General features: G+C 69.8%; 17 protein-coding genes and 1 pseudogene. 16 read left to right on the top strand and 2 right to left on the bottom strand.

The genetic code is table 11. From position 1 onward, the window contains the following. The first annotated feature begins 14 nt into the window (after nt 1–14). The 9 genes from folP to AB0B82_RS03000 all read left to right on the top strand — a co-directional run bounded on the left by folP (nt 15) and on the right by AB0B82_RS03000 (nt 5,501). Nucleotides 15–812 carry a dihydropteroate synthase gene (gene folP, locus AB0B82_RS03040; protein ID WP_360161941.1) on the top strand — a complete coding sequence of 266 codons (798 nt, stop codon included), beginning with the start codon at nt 15–17 and terminating at the stop codon, nt 810–812. Further along, the gene (locus AB0B82_RS03035) at nt 809–1,282 is read left to right on the top strand and encodes a nuclear transport factor 2 family protein (protein ID WP_360161850.1); all 474 of its coding nucleotides are present in this window, start codon (nt 809–811) and stop codon (nt 1,280–1,282) included. Before folP ends, AB0B82_RS03035 begins: the two co-directional genes overlap by 4 nt. Then, complete coding sequence (gene folB, locus AB0B82_RS03030; protein ID WP_360161848.1) at nt 1,279–1,668, top strand: dihydroneopterin aldolase; 390 nt, start codon at nt 1,279–1,281, stop codon at nt 1,666–1,668. Before AB0B82_RS03035 ends, folB begins: the two co-directional genes overlap by 4 nt. Beyond that, nucleotides 1,665–2,222, top strand: a complete 558-nt coding sequence (gene folK, locus AB0B82_RS03025; protein WP_360161846.1) for a 2-amino-4-hydroxy-6-hydroxymethyldihydropteridine diphosphokinase — start codon at nt 1,665–1,667, stop codon at nt 2,220–2,222. Before folB ends, folK begins: the two co-directional genes overlap by 4 nt. A 68-nt stretch (nt 2,223–2,290) precedes the next feature. Beyond that, entirely contained in the window at nt 2,291–2,743 is a 453-nt protein-coding gene (locus AB0B82_RS03020; protein ID WP_360161844.1) for a DUF3180 domain-containing protein, read from the top strand. Between the two features lie 95 nt (nt 2,744–2,838). Then, nucleotides 2,839–3,195, top strand: coding sequence for a hypothetical protein (locus AB0B82_RS03015; RefSeq protein WP_360161842.1), 357 nt, complete (start codon nt 2,839–2,841; stop codon nt 3,193–3,195). Nucleotides 3,196–3,217: 22 nt separating this feature from the next. Continuing rightward, nucleotides 3,218–3,622, top strand: a complete 405-nt coding sequence (locus AB0B82_RS03010) for a hypothetical protein (RefSeq protein ID WP_360161840.1) — start codon at nt 3,218–3,220, stop codon at nt 3,620–3,622. Nucleotides 3,623–3,646: 24 nt separating this feature from the next. Then, nucleotides 3,647–4,414 carry an inositol monophosphatase family protein gene (locus tag AB0B82_RS03005; RefSeq protein WP_360161838.1) on the top strand — a complete coding sequence of 256 codons (768 nt, stop codon included), beginning with the start codon at nt 3,647–3,649 and terminating at the stop codon, nt 4,412–4,414. 130 nt (nt 4,415–4,544) lie between these two features. Next, entirely contained in the window at nt 4,545–5,501 is a 957-nt protein-coding gene (locus AB0B82_RS03000; RefSeq protein ID WP_360161836.1) for a hypothetical protein, read from the top strand. A 60-nt stretch (nt 5,502–5,561) separates the two neighbouring features. On the opposite strand, the gene AB0B82_RS02995 is transcribed toward AB0B82_RS03000, so the two are convergent. Beyond that, a complete protein-coding gene (locus AB0B82_RS02995; RefSeq protein WP_360161834.1) occupies nt 5,562–6,761 on the bottom strand; it encodes an NADH-quinone oxidoreductase subunit D in 1,200 nt (399 codons plus the stop codon). A 26-nt stretch (nt 6,762–6,787) separates the two neighbouring features. On the opposite strand from AB0B82_RS02995, the gene AB0B82_RS02990 reads away from it, so the two are divergent. After that, nucleotides 6,788–7,276, top strand: a complete 489-nt coding sequence (locus AB0B82_RS02990; protein ID WP_360161832.1) for a PH domain-containing protein — start codon at nt 6,788–6,790, stop codon at nt 7,274–7,276. Further along, nucleotides 7,273–8,733, top strand: coding sequence for a PH domain-containing protein (locus AB0B82_RS02985; RefSeq protein ID WP_360161830.1), 1,461 nt, complete (start codon nt 7,273–7,275; stop codon nt 8,731–8,733). Before AB0B82_RS02990 ends, AB0B82_RS02985 begins: the two co-directional genes overlap by 4 nt. Nucleotides 8,734–8,834: 101 nt before the next feature. On the opposite strand, the pseudogene AB0B82_RS02980 reads toward AB0B82_RS02985, so the two are convergent. Continuing rightward, nucleotides 8,835–9,473, bottom strand: a pseudogene (locus AB0B82_RS02980) (SAM-dependent methyltransferase); the annotation flags it as partial. A 237-nt stretch (nt 9,474–9,710) separates the two neighbouring features. Here AB0B82_RS02980 and AB0B82_RS02975 point away from each other — a divergent pair. Genes AB0B82_RS02975 through AB0B82_RS02955 form a run of 5 tightly spaced genes read left to right on the top strand, consistent with a single transcriptional unit; the run spans nt 9,711 to nt 14,741 of the window. Beyond that, nucleotides 9,711–10,562, top strand: a complete 852-nt coding sequence (locus AB0B82_RS02975) for a Rossmann-like and DUF2520 domain-containing protein (RefSeq protein ID WP_360161828.1) — start codon at nt 9,711–9,713, stop codon at nt 10,560–10,562. Further along, the gene (gene panC, locus AB0B82_RS02970) at nt 10,559–11,386 is read left to right on the top strand and encodes a pantoate--beta-alanine ligase (RefSeq protein ID WP_360161826.1); all 828 of its coding nucleotides are present in this window, start codon (nt 10,559–10,561) and stop codon (nt 11,384–11,386) included. The genes AB0B82_RS02975 and panC overlap by 4 nt, the downstream gene beginning before the upstream one ends. A gap of 22 nt (nt 11,387–11,408) precedes the next feature. Further along, nucleotides 11,409–13,085, top strand: a complete 1,677-nt coding sequence (locus AB0B82_RS02965) for an L-aspartate oxidase (RefSeq protein WP_360161824.1) — start codon at nt 11,409–11,411, stop codon at nt 13,083–13,085. Then, nucleotides 13,078–13,932 carry a carboxylating nicotinate-nucleotide diphosphorylase gene (nadC, locus tag AB0B82_RS02960; RefSeq protein ID WP_360161822.1) on the top strand — a complete coding sequence of 285 codons (855 nt, stop codon included), beginning with the start codon at nt 13,078–13,080 and terminating at the stop codon, nt 13,930–13,932. Before AB0B82_RS02965 ends, nadC begins: the two co-directional genes overlap by 8 nt. Continuing rightward, on the top strand, nt 13,932–14,741 hold the full coding sequence (locus AB0B82_RS02955; RefSeq protein WP_360161820.1) for a type III pantothenate kinase: 810 nt from the start codon (nt 13,932–13,934) through the stop codon (nt 14,739–14,741). Before nadC ends, AB0B82_RS02955 begins: the two co-directional genes overlap by 1 nt. Nucleotides 14,742–14,822 lie beyond the last annotated feature (81 nt).

Below are 14,822 nucleotides of genomic sequence, written 5' to 3'. Positions count from 1 at the left end.
ACCGGTGTCTCGTGATGGGTGTGGTGAACGTGACACCGGACTCGTTCTCGGACGGCGGCGAGTGGTTCGAGCCGAGCGCCGCGATCAAGCACGGCCGCGAGTTGCTGGCCGAGGGCGCGGACCTGCTCGACGTCGGCGGTGAATCGACCCGCCCGCGCGCGGTGCGCCCCTCGGAGGAAGAAGAGATCCGCCGGGTGATCCCGGTGGTCGAAGCGCTCGCCGCGGAGGGCGCGATCATCTCCGTCGACACCATGCGGTCCCGGGTCGCGGAGCTGGTCCTGAACGCGGGCGCCACGATGATCAACGACGTGTCTGGTGGGCTGGCCGATCCGGACATGCTGCCGCTGATCGCCGAGCGCGGGACGCCGTACGTGTGCATGCACTGGCGCGGGCATTCGGTCGACATGCAGAACAAGGCCGAGTACGGCGACGTGGTCGCGGAGGTCATCGCCGAGTTGCGCCTTCGCCTCGACGCGCTGACCGCCGCGGGCATCGACCTGAACCGGGTCGCACTCGATCCGGGACTCGGTTTCGCGAAGAACGCGGAGCACAACTGGGAAATTCTGCGCCGGTTGCGGGAATTCGCGGTACTGCAAAGACCGTTGCTGATCGGTGCGTCCCGGAAGGCGTTCCTCGGTAGGCTGCTCGCCGACGAGCAGACCGGTGAACCCAGACCGGCCGTACGACGAGACGACGCGAGTGTGGCCGTCACCGCCCTGGCCGCCGCCGCGGGAGCCTGGTGCATCCGGGCCCATGCGGTGGCACCGAACGCGGACGCGGTCCGGGTGGCGAGGAGATGGGAAACCGTATGACGGACGGACCGCGGCCGGAGGGTGCGCCCCAGGGGCAGGCCGGCGCCACGGTGGAGGACGTCGTGCTCCGGGCCAACACCGCGTTCTACAACGCGTTCGAGGCCGGCGACCTGGATCTGATGGCGGCGGTCTGGCTGCCGGAACCCGACCCGGTCTGCATCCATCCCGGGAACGCCGCGATCTCCGGGTACGCCGAGATGATGCGCGCGTGGGCGATGATCTTCGCGAACACGCCGTACATCCAGTTCTTCCTCACCGACGTCCAGGTGCGGGTGGACGGCGACGTGGCTTATGTCACGTGCACGGAGAACGTGTTGTCGTCCGGTGAGGGCGCCCCGGAGGAGGGGTTCGCGGGCGGAAAGGCGCTCGCCACGAACGTCTTCCGCCGAACTTCCTCCGGCTGGCGGTTGTGGATCCACCATGCCTCCCCGGTACTGTCGTCTGGGGGCCGACAGGAGGAGGCGGAATGAACGGTCCCGCAGCTCCTCCTGATGTGATCGAGATCCGGGGCATCCGCGGGTTCGGGCGCCACGGGGTGTTCGACCACGAGCGGGCCGACGGACAGGAGTTCGTCGTGGACGTCCGGCTGGAGCTGGACACCCGGCCCGCGGCGGCCTCCGACGACCTGAACGACACCGTGAACTACGGGGCGGTGGCCGAGCAGGTGCACCGGGCGATCGAGACCGACCCGGTGGACCTGATCGAGACCCTCGCCCAGCGCATCGCCGATCTCTGCCTCGCCGACAAGCGGGTGACAGCGGCGGCGGTGACCGTACACAAACCCTCGGCGCCGATCACGGTGCCGTTCGACGACGTTTCCCTGACCGTGCAGCGCAGAGCCGGAGAATCCTCGTGACTGAGACCCCTAGTCCCCACGTCATCGACGCGGACACCCTGAGCGGCGGCCTGAAGCCGATCCGTCAGGTGATCCTGTCGCTCGGCAGCAATCTCGGCGACCGGGAGGCGAACCTGCAAGGGGCGATCGACGCCTTGCGGGACACCCCGGACGTCGTGGTGGTCGAGGTGTCACCGGTCTACGAGACGCAGCCGGTCGGCGGACCGGCCGACTCCGGCCCGTACCTGAACGTCGTGCTTCTGGCGGACACGACGCTCGCGGTCGACCTGTTGCTGGAGCGGGCGCACGCGGTCGAGCAGGCGTTCGGTCGGGAGCGCAGCGTCCCGGGCGCACCGCGGACCCTGGACGTCGACCTGATCACCTACGGGCAGAAGACGATCGAGTCCGAGGAGTTGACGATCCCGCATCCGCGGGCGCACGAGCGCGCGTTCGTGCTGGCGCCGTGGCTCGACATCGAGCGGGACGCCGTACTGCCCGGCCACGGCCCGGTCGCGGAGTTGCTCGCCAAGGTCGGGACCGACGGTGTGACCAAGCTCGACATCGAGTTGCAGTAGTGGTGTCCGGCGGTACCGAGCCCGGTCGGGCGCCCGGGAACGGCAGGCAGGATCCGCCGCCGGGATCGGTGCGGCCGACGTCGCGGCGGCTGCTGGTCGCGATCGCCGTCCTCGGCGTCGCGGTCGGTGTCACGCTGGTGAAGGCGATCGAGGCCGGCGGCGGGGTCGCGCCGACGGTGTCCTGGCTGACCCTGATCGCCTGGGCGTTCCTGGCCGCGCTGCTGTTCGCGGCGGCCCGCAACACCCACCACCGGATCCAAGTACGGCGGGAACGCGTCGAGCCGTCGCGCGCGGTGTTCCTGCTGATGCTCGGGAAAGCCAGCGCGTTTGTCGGCGCGTTGTGCACCGGTGTTTACGCAGGGTTCGCGTTAAGCTTCCTGCGAGCGATGGGCTCCGCGGGGCCCCGGAACCGAGTGATCATGGCCGGAGCCGCGGCCGTGATCTCGGTGTTGGTCGTCACGGCCGGATTGTTGCTCGAACGTGCGTGTCGGATTCCTGAGGACCCCGACGAGACCCCTTAACATGGCGACCCATGGGGTCAAGGGGTAGCCGCCGTCGAACCAGGACCACAGTTCTCACCGTCGCCAACGGATTACTGATCGTTGTCTGCCTGAGCGTGAGTGTCGCGCTGTTCTCGCAGAATGCCTGGATTCTCCGGGCGGCCGCCGGTGCTGCTGTGCTGGTCGCGATCGCTGCCTCGGTGCTGTTTCGGCACCAGTTGCTGGTCGAGCGGCTGGCCCACTCCGACGAGCGCGCGCAGGTCGCGCAGGAGTACTCGCGGATCACCAGCGCCCGGGTGGTCGAGAACGCGGAGTTCGTCGACCTGATGCAGCGCCGGCTGGACAAGATCGACCAGCGCCTGGACAAGATCGACCAGGAGGTCGCGACCGTCGTGGCCGCGGGCGACAAGCATTCGCAGGCCGACGCGCCGACCGTCGTGGACCTCAAGCTGCGAGGCCTGGCCGCCTCCTGACCCGCACCCCATACTGCGATGTATGGGGCTCGACGCGCGCTATCCCGCGGTGACGATGAACGACCCGAACGGGCACGTGACGGTCTACAACCAGGATCATCTGCCGATCGGCCAGCTCGGGCCCACGCCGTACGAGTCGCCGTCGGTGAACGTGACCTGCAAACGCAAGGCCTGGGAAGACGAGTACTGGTACCGCCTGCTGAATCCCGAGGGATTCCCGTTCCCGGCCGACGAGGCGTACGTCTCCGCCGCGGAAACCCATGAGCTGAACCCCGGTCAGCCGTACCCGATCCCGGAGTGCGCGTCGGGCTGCCCGATCAAGATCGGCCAGGCGGTCGGGGCCGGCGTACTGGCCGTCGGCACGGTTGCCGCGGCCGCCGCCTGGCGCCGGCGGCGGCGTGAGCTCGGACTGGCCCGCGGCGAGTGAGCCGCTTCGCGTAGGTTGCTGGGTGTGGATCTTGCGAAGCTGCTGACGATTGCCGAGACCGCCGTCGAGCGTGGACGGGCGGTGACCGAGCGGATGGTACCGGGGGAGTTGACGTTCAAGGGCGACCGGGACATGGCCTCCGAGGTCGACTTCGCGGTCGAGCGCGAGGTGCGCGCGTTCCTCGAATCCGAGACGCCGGACATCGGCGTCCTCGGCGAGGAGGAGGGTGGCGCGACCGACGGTACGCGCTGGGTGCTGGACCCGGTCGACGGCACGGTGAACTTCATCCACGGCGTACCGCTGTGGGCGATCTCGCTCGGGCTGATCCACGAGGGCCGCGCGGTCGTCGGCGTCATCGACCACCCCGCGCTCGGAACGACGTACAGCGCCGCCGAGGGACTGGGCGCGACGCGTGACGGGCAGCCGATCCACGGCAGCGATCGCACCGAACTGTCCGAGGCGTTGGTTGCCGTGGGCGACTATGCGGTCGGCCCCGGCGCGGACGAGCTGAACGCGGAACGCTTCGCGCTCACCGAGCGCCTGTTCCCGAAGGTGCAGCGGATCCGCATGATCGGTACCGCGGCCACCGCATTGACCTGGACCGCGAACGGCTTCTTCGACGCAATGATCATGTTCTCGAACAACCCCTGGGACACGATGGCCGGCGTCGCCATCTGCCGCGAAGCAGGCCTGCTCGTCCTCGACCACGACGGCACGGACCATTCCCCCGACTCCCAAGCCACCTTCGCCGTCACCCCCGCCCTGAAAGACGCACTGCTCGCGCTGCTCTGAACCCGCTCGCTGGGAAGCTTTTCGTCGCCACGTGCCGATTTGTTTCCCAGCGAGATCCCGTCGACGCCCGCCAGGCGGGTTATCCACAGGCGGATCTGCGGGTGCCGGGAAAATCCGTCACGCTGTGTGGGTGGATTGGTGGTGGCGGCAACAACTGCACGACGAAGGGCTCGCGGTCCTGATCCACGAGCAGCAGGGCGTCGTGGCGCGAGTACAGCTCATCGCGGCCGGCTTGTCGGACCTCGACGTACGGCGCCGGCTCCGCGGCCGCCGTTGGCAGACGATCCATCCAGGCGTGTACCTCACCCACACCGGCCCGATCGGGTACGACGAACGCCGCCTCGCCGCACTGCTCTACGCCGGGCCGGAGGCGGCGTGGAGCCACTACACGGCCGCGGAGCAGCTCGGACTGATCCCATCGGACGGAGGCCGGCCTGTGTACGTGACGATCCCCTGGCGCCGGCGGGTACGGCCACGGCCGAATCTGGTGATCACCCGCAGTTCGCACTGGGAGGATCGTCTGGCCGTGGTCGTTCCACCGCGGACCCGGCCGGCCGAGTCCGTGCTGGACATCGTCGGCATCTCCAACACCCTGGACGACGCCGCGGCCATTGTCGCGGAGGCCTGTCAGAGTGGACGGTTGCGAGCCGGCCAGGTCCTGGACGCGCTTGCCAATCGTCGAGGCTTGCGCCACGGCGCTGCACTCCGGCCCATCCTCGCGGACGTGGCAAGCGGCACGCACTCACTGCTCGAGCTTCGGTACCTGCGCGACGTCGAGCGAGCCCATGGCTTGCCGTCAGGGCAGCGGCAGCGCGCCGTCGACGGCGAGTTCACCGACGTCGCCTATCTGCCGTACGAACTCTTGGTCGAGCTGGACGGTCGCTTCCACTTCGCGCCCGCCCGGCGGTGGCGGGACCTCGACCGTGACAACCGCGCCGCGCTCAGGTCCGAGAGAACCTTGCGGTACGGCTGGCTCGACATCACGAGCCGTCCGTGCGCGGCCGCCGTACAAGTGCTGCAGGTCCTGCGCCGCAAGGACCCCACCCTCCCCGCGCACCCCTGCGGCGCGACCTGCCCGGTGCGTTGAGTGGGAAACAAATGGTCACCAGGTGCCCATTTCTTTCCCAGTGGGACCTGCTTGGCGGGCTTACTTGTCGATGTCGCCGACGACGAAGAACATGCTGCCGAGGATGGCGATCATGTCGGGGATCATGGTGCCGGGGAGCAGGGCCGGGAGGGCGGAGATGTTGTTGAAGCTGGCGGAGCGGAGCTTCAGGCGCCAGGGGGTCTTGTCGCCGCGGGACACCAGGTAGTAGCCGTTGATGCCGAGCGGGCTTTCGGTCCAGGCGTAGGTCTGGCCTTCGGGGACCTTCAGGATCTTCGGCAGCCGGACGTTGACCGGGCCGGCCGGGAGGGCGGACAGCTTGTCGAGGCAGGCGTCGACGAGGTCGAGTGAGACCTTCACCTGGTCGAGCAGGACCGAGAAGCGGGCGTAGCAGTCGCCTTCGGGGCGGGTGACGACGCGCAGCACGTCCTGCAGTTCGCCGTACGCCAGGTAGGGCTCGTCGCGGCGCAGGTCGGCGTCGACGCCGGAGGCGCGGGCGATCGGGCCGGAGACGCCGTACTGCGCGACGAGTTCGGGGGAGAGTTTGCCGACGCCGATCGTGCGGGCGCGGAAGATCTCGTTGCCGAGGATGATTTCCTCGATGTCGGGCAGCCGGGTGCGGACCGCGGCGGAGGCGGCGGCCGCGCGGCCGAGCCAGCCGTACGGCAGGTCCTCCTTGAGGCCGCCGACGCGGTTGAACATGTAGTGCATCCGGCCGCCGGACAGTTCCTCCATCACCGCCTGGATGGTTTCCCGCTCGCGGAACGCGTAGAACACCGGCGTGATCGCGCCGAGCTCCAGCGGGTACGAGCCGAGGAACATCAGGTGATTGAGGACCCGGTTCAGCTCGGCCAGCAGGGTCCGCAGCCAGACGGCGCGGACGGGGACCTCGAGGCCCATCATCCGCTCGACCGCGATCACCACACCGAGCTCGTTGGCGAACGCGGACAGCCAGTCGTGCCGGTTCGCCAGCACGATGATCTGCCGGTAGTCGCGGACCTCGAACAGTTTCTCCGCGCCGCGGTGCATGTAACCGATGATCGGCTCGCAGCTGACGATCCGTTCGCCGTCCAGGGTCAGCCGCAACCGCAGTACGCCGTGCGTCGCCGGGTGCTGCGGCCCGATGTTGAGCACCATGTCGGTGGTCGGCAGCTCCGACCCGTTCCCGGCCCCACCCCGCTCGTACGCCGGGTCGAATCCAGCGGCCCCAGCGCCAACACCGACGACTCTTTCGGTACCCATGACCACTATCGTGACAGGCTTGACCCGTGGATGACCTCTTCGCACCCTCGGATGTCAGCTGGACGCCGGTTTCGCCGAAGTTGGCGACGTTGCGCCGACTGAACGCGGCGATCGCCTCGGGGCTGGCCGCGATCGTGGCGCTGGTTGCGCTCGGGTTGACGGTGGGCTGGTGGTACGGGCTGCTCGCCGTGGTGGTGATCGCGCTGCTCTTCGCGTGGGCGTGGGTACTGATCGGCCGCAACCAGCGGTCGTGGAAGTACGCCGAGCGCGAGGACGAGTTGCTGGTCAGCCACGGCGTACTGTTCCGCGAGCTGGTCGTCGTACCGTACGGCCGGATGCAGTTCGTGGACGTGACCGCCGGTCCGCTGGAGCGCGCGTTTGGGTTGGCCACCGTCGAGCTGCACACCGCGACGCCGGCGACCGACGCGAAGATCCCGGGGCTGCATCCGGACGAGGCGGGCCGGCTGCGCGACCGGCTGTCCGCCCTCGGTCAGGCACAGGCGTGGGGCCTATGAGCGAGCAAGCCGAGCAGACCGGCCACACCGGTCGGGCGAACCAGACCGGCGAGCCAGGGCGCGCCCCGGAGGTCGTCGGGCAGCGGCTGCATCCGCTCACCCCGTTCGTGAAGGGCTGGGGGTACTTCGTCGTCGCGGCCATCGCCCTGGTGAACAACGAAGGCCTGCGGCAGAACCTGACCATCGCCGGTATCGGCCTGGCCGCGGTGCTGGTCGGCGGCATCCTGCTCGGCGCGCTGTCGTGGTGGTTCACCAAGTGGCAGCTGACCGACGACGCGATCCGGGTGGACAGCGGGTTCCTGTTCCGTCGTACCCGGATCATCCGCTTCGACCGGATCCAGGCCATCGACGTGGCCCAGCCGTTCGTCGCGCGCCTGTTCGGCATGGCCGAGCTGCGGATGGACGTGGCCGGCGGTGGCCGCAGCGACGGGCGGCTGAGCTTCTTCCGGTACGCCGAGGCGCACGAGCTCCGCACCACGCTGCTGATCCGGGCGAAGGGCAAGACGGCCGCTGAACAGCAGGCGGACGAGCAGCAGGCCGAGGCGCTGGTTCCGCCGCTGTTGACGGTTCCGACGAGTCGTCTGCTCGGGGCGACGCTGTTGTCGTCCACCGTGGTCGCCAGCGCCGGTGCGCTGATCTGGCTGATCGTCGCGACGATGGTGCTGGACTTCCACATCGGTCTGTTCGCCGGTCTGCCGCTGCTGCTCGGTGTCGTGCAGCCGATCTGGAAGCAGGTCGTCGGGAACCACGGGTTCACGCTGACCGAGTCCAGGCACGGGCTACGCACCAAACGCGGTCTGTTCGACGTCCAGCGGCAGACCGTCCCGCCGGGCCGGGTGCAGGGTCTGCTGATCACCGAGCCGCTGATCTGGCGCCTGCTCGGCTGGGCTCGGGTCGACCTGGACATCGCCGGCGTCGCGGGCCAGAAGGAAGACGGCGAGGACGAGCTGGAAGGCGCGCAGCTGCTGCCGGTCGGCGAGCGGGCCGAGGTCGCGTACGTCCTCAACCGCGTGCTGCCCGGTCTGGACCTGAGCCGCATCGAGATGCGCCGGGCACCGGAGCGCGCGAAGTGGCTGCGTCCGATCGGCTGGCGGTTCCTGGCGTACGGCGTCGACGCGCAGGTCCTGGTCACCACCAAGGGCTGGGTGAGCCGTCGTACGTCGATCGTGCTGCATCACAAGACGCAGTCGGTACGGATGGAACAGGGGCCGCTGCAGCGCCGCCTCGGACTCGCCAACGTTCACGTGGACACACCGCTGGGTCCGACCGACGCCACCGCGCTGCACCGCGACCAGGTGGAGGCTGCAGCGCTCGTCGAGGCTCAGGCGGCCAGGGCGCGCGAGGCGCGCCGTACCGTCGGTTCGTCGACAGCGGTCCACACCCAGCCGAACCCACCGAGCCCGGACGGGTCCAGCAGCTCGGCAGCCTCTCCGGCCGAGGACAGCTCGGACAGGTAGCGCTGCGGTTCGCTGTATGCCAGCTCGATGCTGGGGCGCTGCGCGCTGACACCCAAGGCCTGCAGGGCGTCGCGCTGCGTCATCAGTGTGCCGCCGAGTGAGTCCAGCGCGACATGCGCGGTGATGTCGCAGCTACCGTCGGGGACCGGTGCGCATTCGCGGCCGGCGCGGAAGCCGGTCAGCGTCCCGTACGGCGGCCTCGACGACCGCAGATGTCCGTAGTCGATCGCCACGGCAAGGCTTCCCCCGGTGAGCCGGCCGATGATGTCGGCCCAGGCCTCGTCGCGGGTGCGGCCGATCTCGGCGCGGTCGCCTGGCGCACCAGGCCACCAGTGGCCGAGCCATGCCAGATCTTTGCCGTCGACAACAGGTCCTGGCGTGAAGTCGGCGAGTAGATAGTGCGGTACGCCGTCCTCGTCCCACTCCACGACCTCACACGGGACGTTGTCGAGCCACTCGTTCGCCACGACCAGACCGGTCAGCTGCTCGGGCAGCTCGTCGTCCAGTTCGACGTCGACGACCGTCAGACCTGCAGTTCGTAGGACAACCCCCAGCTCACCGGATCCGGCGCCGATGTCGACAACGGTGGACAGCCCCAGCTCCCCGGCAAGCCGCGCGATCGCCCGCCCGAATAGCGGTGACGCATGCACCGACGTCCGAAAATGCGCCCCCGGCCGCTCCCGCCGGTAGAACCCACCAGCTCCGTACAGCGCCCCTTCCCACGCCGCCCGAAACCTCATCGGACACCGGCCGACACCGAGTGCGGTGGGATGAGGCTGGTCAGGGGCAGCTGAGAGCGAGACACCGACTGCCATGGGTGGAGGTAGGCCGTGAGCTCGGGGACTGTGATGAGGATCGCCGTCAATTCGGTCTTTGCTGCCCACGCATCACTCACCGCGCCATGCTCTCATCACCTACGCTGACAGATACATCGTCTGGTACCCGGCAGCGGGACTGGAACGAGAAGAGAGTGAGCAATGGAACGGATCGGCCTAATCGGAGCCGGCCGGGCCGGGACCGCCCTGGGAGCAGCCATGGCGGCAGCCGGACATCCCCTGGTCGGAGTCACCGCGCGGTCGGACGCGTCCCGAGAGCGCGCCGCCCGGTTGCTGCCCGCTGTGCCGGTGCTGAGCGCCGACGAGGTGACGAGAAGCGCCGACGTCGTCCTGGTCGCCGTACCGGACGACCTGATCCAGCAGGTGGCGCAGACGCTGCCGCTCACGGACACGCAGTACGTCGTGCACCTGTCCGGAGCGCACGGCCTGGCGCCACTGGCCGGCCTCGCGGCCACGCCGGTCGCGTTGCACCCCTCGATGACGTTCACCGGCAGTCCGGTCGAGCTGACCAGGGTCATGTTCACCGCGACCGCGCCCCATGCGGCGCGGCCGCTTGTGGAGCGCATCGTCAAGGCGGTCGGCGCGCAGGTGCAGTGGGTGGCCGACGAGCAGCGGTCCAGGTACCACGCGGGCCTGGTCCACGGGGCGAACCACCTCACCACCTTGATCACGCAGGCGGTCGCCGTACTGCGGGAAGCGGGCGTGGCGGACCCGGAGGCGACGCTGCGTCCGCTGGTGACCGCAACCCTCGACAACACGCTGCGATCCGGTCATCATGCGCTCACCGGGCCCATCGCCCGGGGAGATGTCGAGACGGTGGCAGCACACCTGTCGGTACTGCGGGGGAGGACCGCGCGCACGTACGCCGAGCTGGCGCACGCGACCGTCGAACTGGCCACGGCGGACGGCCGGCTGGACGCGGAAACGGCCCGCCGATTGACCGACGTACTGGACGGGCACCGGGCACATCGGACAGGGGAGGCACCTCGATGAGACTCACCCAGACCAAGGCCGAACTGCGGGCGGCGGCCGCGATCCGGCCCCGCGCGGTCGTGATGACGATGGGCGCACTGCACGAAGGCCATGCGGCGCTGCTGGCCGAGGCCCGCGAGCGGGTCGGACCGGACGGCAGCGTGGTGCTGACGATCTTCGTGAATCCCCTGCAGTTCGGGCCGGCCGAGGACTTCGACCGGTACCCGCGGACGCTGGCCAGCGACCTGGCGATCGCGAAGAACGAGGGGGTGGACCTGGTCTTCAACCCGTCCCGCGACGAGTTGTACCCGAACGAGCCGTCGATCACGATCCATCCCGGCCCGCTCGCCGACGAGCTGGAAGGCGTGTTCCGCCCGGGGCACTTCTCCGGTGTGCTCACGGTCGTGGCGAAGCTCCTGCACCTGACCGCTCCGGACATGGCGCTGTTCGGCGAGAAGGACTATCAGCAGCTCACGCTGGTCCGGGAGATGGTCTGCGACCTCGACATGGACGTCGACATCGTGCCGGTGCCGACCGTCCGGGAGCCCGACGGTCTGGCGATGTCCTCACGCAACCGGTACCTGAGCGAAACCGAGCGTGACGAGGCCCTGGTGCTCTACCGGGCGCTGAGCGCGGGCGCGAAGGCCGGGATGAACGGGCCGGACGCGGTGCTGGCCGCCGCGCAGGCCGAGCTCGAGGCGGTGCCATCGGTGAAGATCGACTACCTGGCGCTGCGGGCCCCCGATCTGGGCCCGGTGATCGGGCCCGGCGAGGCGCGGATGCTGATCGCCGCCCGGGTCGGCCAGACGCGTCTCATTGACAACATTTCCATCACCCTCAGATGAAAACCGTTGATACGGTCGCGGGATGACCGCATTCGCAGTCCCGGTCCCGCAGCGGCTGGCCGCGCCGGAGCCCGGGTGGACCGACACCGTCGACGTGGTGGTGATCGGGTCCGGGGTCGCCGGGTTGACGGCCGCGCTGAAGGCCCGCGAGCTGGGCTCGGTGCTGGTGGTGACCAAGGACGTCGTCGCCTCGGGGTCCACGCAGTGGGCGCAGGGCGGGATCGCCGCTGCCCTCCATCCGGAGGACTCACCCGAGGAGCACCTGCACGACACCCTGGTTGCGGGCGCCGGCCTGAGTGACGAGGAGGCCGTCCGGGTGCTCGTCACCGAAGGGCCGGAGGCGGTCCGCGACCTGATCGAGCTGGGCGCGCGTTTCGACACCCTGGCGGACGGCGAGATCTCGCTGGGCCGCGAGGGCGGCCATCACCGCAACCGGATTGCGCACGCGGGCGGTGATGCAACCGGCGCCGAGATCGAGCGGGCGCTGGTCGCCGCGGTGAAGCGGGCGCCGGACATCCGGCTGGTCGAACACGCGCTGGTGCTGGATCTGCTGACCGCCGAGGACGGCGCGGTCGCCGGCGTCACGTTGCACGTGATGGGTGAGGGGCAGCTCGACGGCGTCGGCGCGATCCGTGCCCGGGCGGTGATCCTGGCCTCCGGCGGTCTCGGGCAGTTGTACGCGGCAACGACCAACCCCAGCGTGTCCACCGGTGACGGGATGGCGCTCGCGTTGCGGGCCGGTGCGAAGGTGCGCGACCTGGAGTTCGTCCAGTTCCATCCGACCGTGCTGTGGCTCGGAAAAAGCGCGAAAGGCCAGCAACCGCTGGTTTCCGAGGCGGTCCGCGGTGAGGCCGCTTTCCTGGTGGATCACACCGGAAAGCGTTTTATGCAAGGGCAGCACGAGCTCGCCGACCTGGCGCCGCGAGACGTCGTCGCGAAGGCGATCATGCGGCAGATGCTTGCCACCGGCAATGACCATGTGTACCTCGACGCCCGGCACTTCGGCGACGAGAAGTGGCGGGTCCGGTTCCCGACCATCCTGGCGTCCTGCCGCTCGCACGGTATCGACCCGGTCCGTGAGCTGATCCCGGTCGCACCCGCCTGTCACTACTCCTCCGGTGGCGTCTGGACGGACCTGAACGGCCACACCTCGGTGCCCGGCCTGTACGCGTGCGGCGAGGTCGCCTGCACCGGCGTCCACGGCGCCAATCGGCTGGCCTCCAACTCGTTGCTCGAAGGCCTGGTGTTCGCCCGCCGGATCGCGGCGCACCTCGCCGACGCCCTGCCCGCGCTGCGCCAGCCGGCCGCGGACCGGCGTACGGCGGGGCTCGCCGACGCCGACGTCGTCCCCGAGCTGCAGCGGTCGATGACCGTCGGCGCCGGGGTGATCCGGAGCGCGTCCGGGCTGGCCGAGGCCACGGCGACGATCGGCAAGCTGGCGGAGCAGCCCGCCGGCGAGGCTGGGACCCCGGGCTGGGAGGCGACCAACCTGGTGACCGTCGCCTCGGCCTTGATCGCGGCGGCGGCCGCGCGCGAAGAAAGCCGCGGCGCGCACTGGCGGGAAGACCACCCGGACCGCGATGATCTGCACTGGTCCGGAAGCCTGGACCTGACACTCGAGCCCGCGACCGGCGACCAGGCAGTGCCGCGGGCGACGTTTGTTTCGCGCGAATCCGAGGAGAATGACCGGCATGGATGAGACAGTCGACCGGCAATGGGTCGATGACCTCGTGCGGGCGACCATCGAGGAGGACCTGGCCGGAGGCGTCGACGTGACGACCACCGCCACGATCGACGAGGGCCAGGTCTCGGTCGCCGAGCTGGTGGCCCGGGCCGACGGCGTGGTGGCCGGCCTGGAGATTGCCGAGCTGGTGCTCCGGCAGGTGGCCGCACCGACCGAGATCGAGATCGAGCACTCGGTCCGCGACGGCGCGACCGTCCGTCGCGGCGACGTGCTGCTGACCGCCCGCGGCCGGACCCGGCAGCTGCTCACGGCCGAGCGGACCACGCTCAACCTGCTGTGCCACCTGAGCGGCGTCGCCACGCTGACCCGGCGCTGGGTGGACGAGGTCGAGGGCACCGGCGCGGTGATCCGTGACACCCGCAAGACGATGCCGTTGCTGCGGTCGCTGGAGAAGTACGCCGTGCGCTGCGGCGGCGGGAAGAACCACCGGATGGGCCTGTCCGACGCCGCGCTGATCAAGGACAACCACGTGGTCGCCGCCGGTGGTGTCGCGGAGGCGTTCCGGCTGGTGCGCAAGGCGTACCCGGAGATTCCGGTCGAGGTCGAGGTGGACTCGGTGGCGGACGCGCTGGTCGCGGTCGACTCCGGCGCCGAGCTGATCCTGCTGGACAACATGGACGTCGCGCTGCTGCGGGAGGCGGTCGAGAAGGTGGCCGGCCGGGCGAAGCTCGAGGCCTCCGGCGGATTGACGCTGGACAAGGCCCGCGCGGTCGCCGAGACCGGCGTCGACTTCCTCGCGATCGGCGCGTTGACGCACTCCGCCCCGGTCCTCGACATCGGTCTGGACCTGCGAGCGGCCTGATGCCGGCGAACGCTGCGGTGCCGGCGAACGCCGCGGTGCCGACGAACGTGCTGGCCGTCGCCGTCGAGAACACCAGGACTCTGATCGGCCTGGTGTTCGACGGCACGGTCAAACGGCACTGGTGGGTCGGCACCGACCCGCGGCGGACGGCGGACGAGTGGGGTGTGTTGCTCCAAGGCCTGCTCGCGGGCGAGCCACCGGCGTCCGGGATCGCGGTCTGCTCGGCCGAGCCGCACGTGCTGCACGAGCTGCGGGACGTCGTCGCGCGGTACTACCCGGGGGTCCCCAGCGTGGTCGTCGAGCCGGGCGTGAAGACCGGCCTGCCGGTGCTGGTGGACAATCCGCGCGAGGTCGGCACCGACCGGATCGCCAACGCTCTGGCGGCGATGACGCTGTACGGCGCTCCGTGCCTGGTCGTGGACGTCGGTACGGCGATCACGATCGACGTGGTCAACCCGGCCGGCGCGTTCGTCGGCGGAGTGATTGCCCCCGGCATCGAAACGGCCACTGACGCGCTCTGGCAGTCGGCCGCGCAGTTACGCCGCGTCGAGCTGGTGAGGCCGCGGTCGGTGGTCGCCAAGAACACCGTCGAGGCTTTGCAGTCCGGCGCGATCCACGGGTTCGCGGCGATGGTCGACGGGCTGATCCAGCGAATCCGGACCGAGCAGTCCGTTGAAGACCAGCCGGTCGTTCTCACCGGCGCCCTCGCGCCGCTGCTGACCGCCGAACTCACCACACCGGTGCACGACGAACCCCTGCTGACGCTGCGTGGTCTGCACCAGGCCTTCGTGCGCAATCACGCGCAGTAGTTGCACAACCTCTTGTGCCCCCGAGTGATCGGGATCACTATGTCCCCCACGGGTGACTTCTGGGGGTTTGGGGGAACACAT

It is taken from the genome of Kribbella sp. NPDC048915 (assembly GCF_040649595.1).
Taxonomy (GTDB): Bacteria; Actinomycetota; Actinomycetes; order Propionibacteriales; family Kribbellaceae; genus Kribbella.
This window is presented reverse-complemented; position numbering and strand designations above follow the sequence as displayed.

Excerpts from the sequence above, each read along its gene's own strand:
- folP (WP_360161941.1), top strand. The coding sequence starts at position 15 with ATGGGTGTGGTGAACGTGACACCGGACTCGTTCTCGGACGGCGGCGAG.
- AB0B82_RS03035 (WP_360161850.1), top strand. The coding sequence starts at position 809 with ATGACGGACGGACCGCGGCCGGAGGGTGCGCCCCAGGGGCAGGCCGGC.
- folB (WP_360161848.1), top strand. The coding sequence starts at position 1,279 with ATGAACGGTCCCGCAGCTCCTCCTGATGTGATCGAGATCCGGGGCATC.
- AB0B82_RS03010 (WP_360161840.1), top strand. The coding sequence starts at position 3,218 with ATGGGGCTCGACGCGCGCTATCCCGCGGTGACGATGAACGACCCGAAC.
- AB0B82_RS02995 (WP_360161834.1), bottom strand. The coding sequence starts at position 6,761 with ATGGGTACCGAAAGAGTCGTCGGTGTTGGCGCTGGGGCCGCTGGATTC.
- AB0B82_RS02985 (WP_360161830.1), top strand. The coding sequence starts at position 7,273 with ATGAGCGAGCAAGCCGAGCAGACCGGCCACACCGGTCGGGCGAACCAG.
- AB0B82_RS02975 (WP_360161828.1), top strand. The coding sequence starts at position 9,711 with ATGGAACGGATCGGCCTAATCGGAGCCGGCCGGGCCGGGACCGCCCTG.
- panC (WP_360161826.1), top strand. The coding sequence starts at position 10,559 with ATGAGACTCACCCAGACCAAGGCCGAACTGCGGGCGGCGGCCGCGATC.
- AB0B82_RS02965 (WP_360161824.1), top strand. The coding sequence starts at position 11,409 with ATGACCGCATTCGCAGTCCCGGTCCCGCAGCGGCTGGCCGCGCCGGAG.
- nadC (WP_360161822.1), top strand. The coding sequence starts at position 13,078 with ATGGATGAGACAGTCGACCGGCAATGGGTCGATGACCTCGTGCGGGCG.
- AB0B82_RS02955 (WP_360161820.1), top strand. The coding sequence starts at position 13,932 with ATGCCGGCGAACGCTGCGGTGCCGGCGAACGCCGCGGTGCCGACGAAC.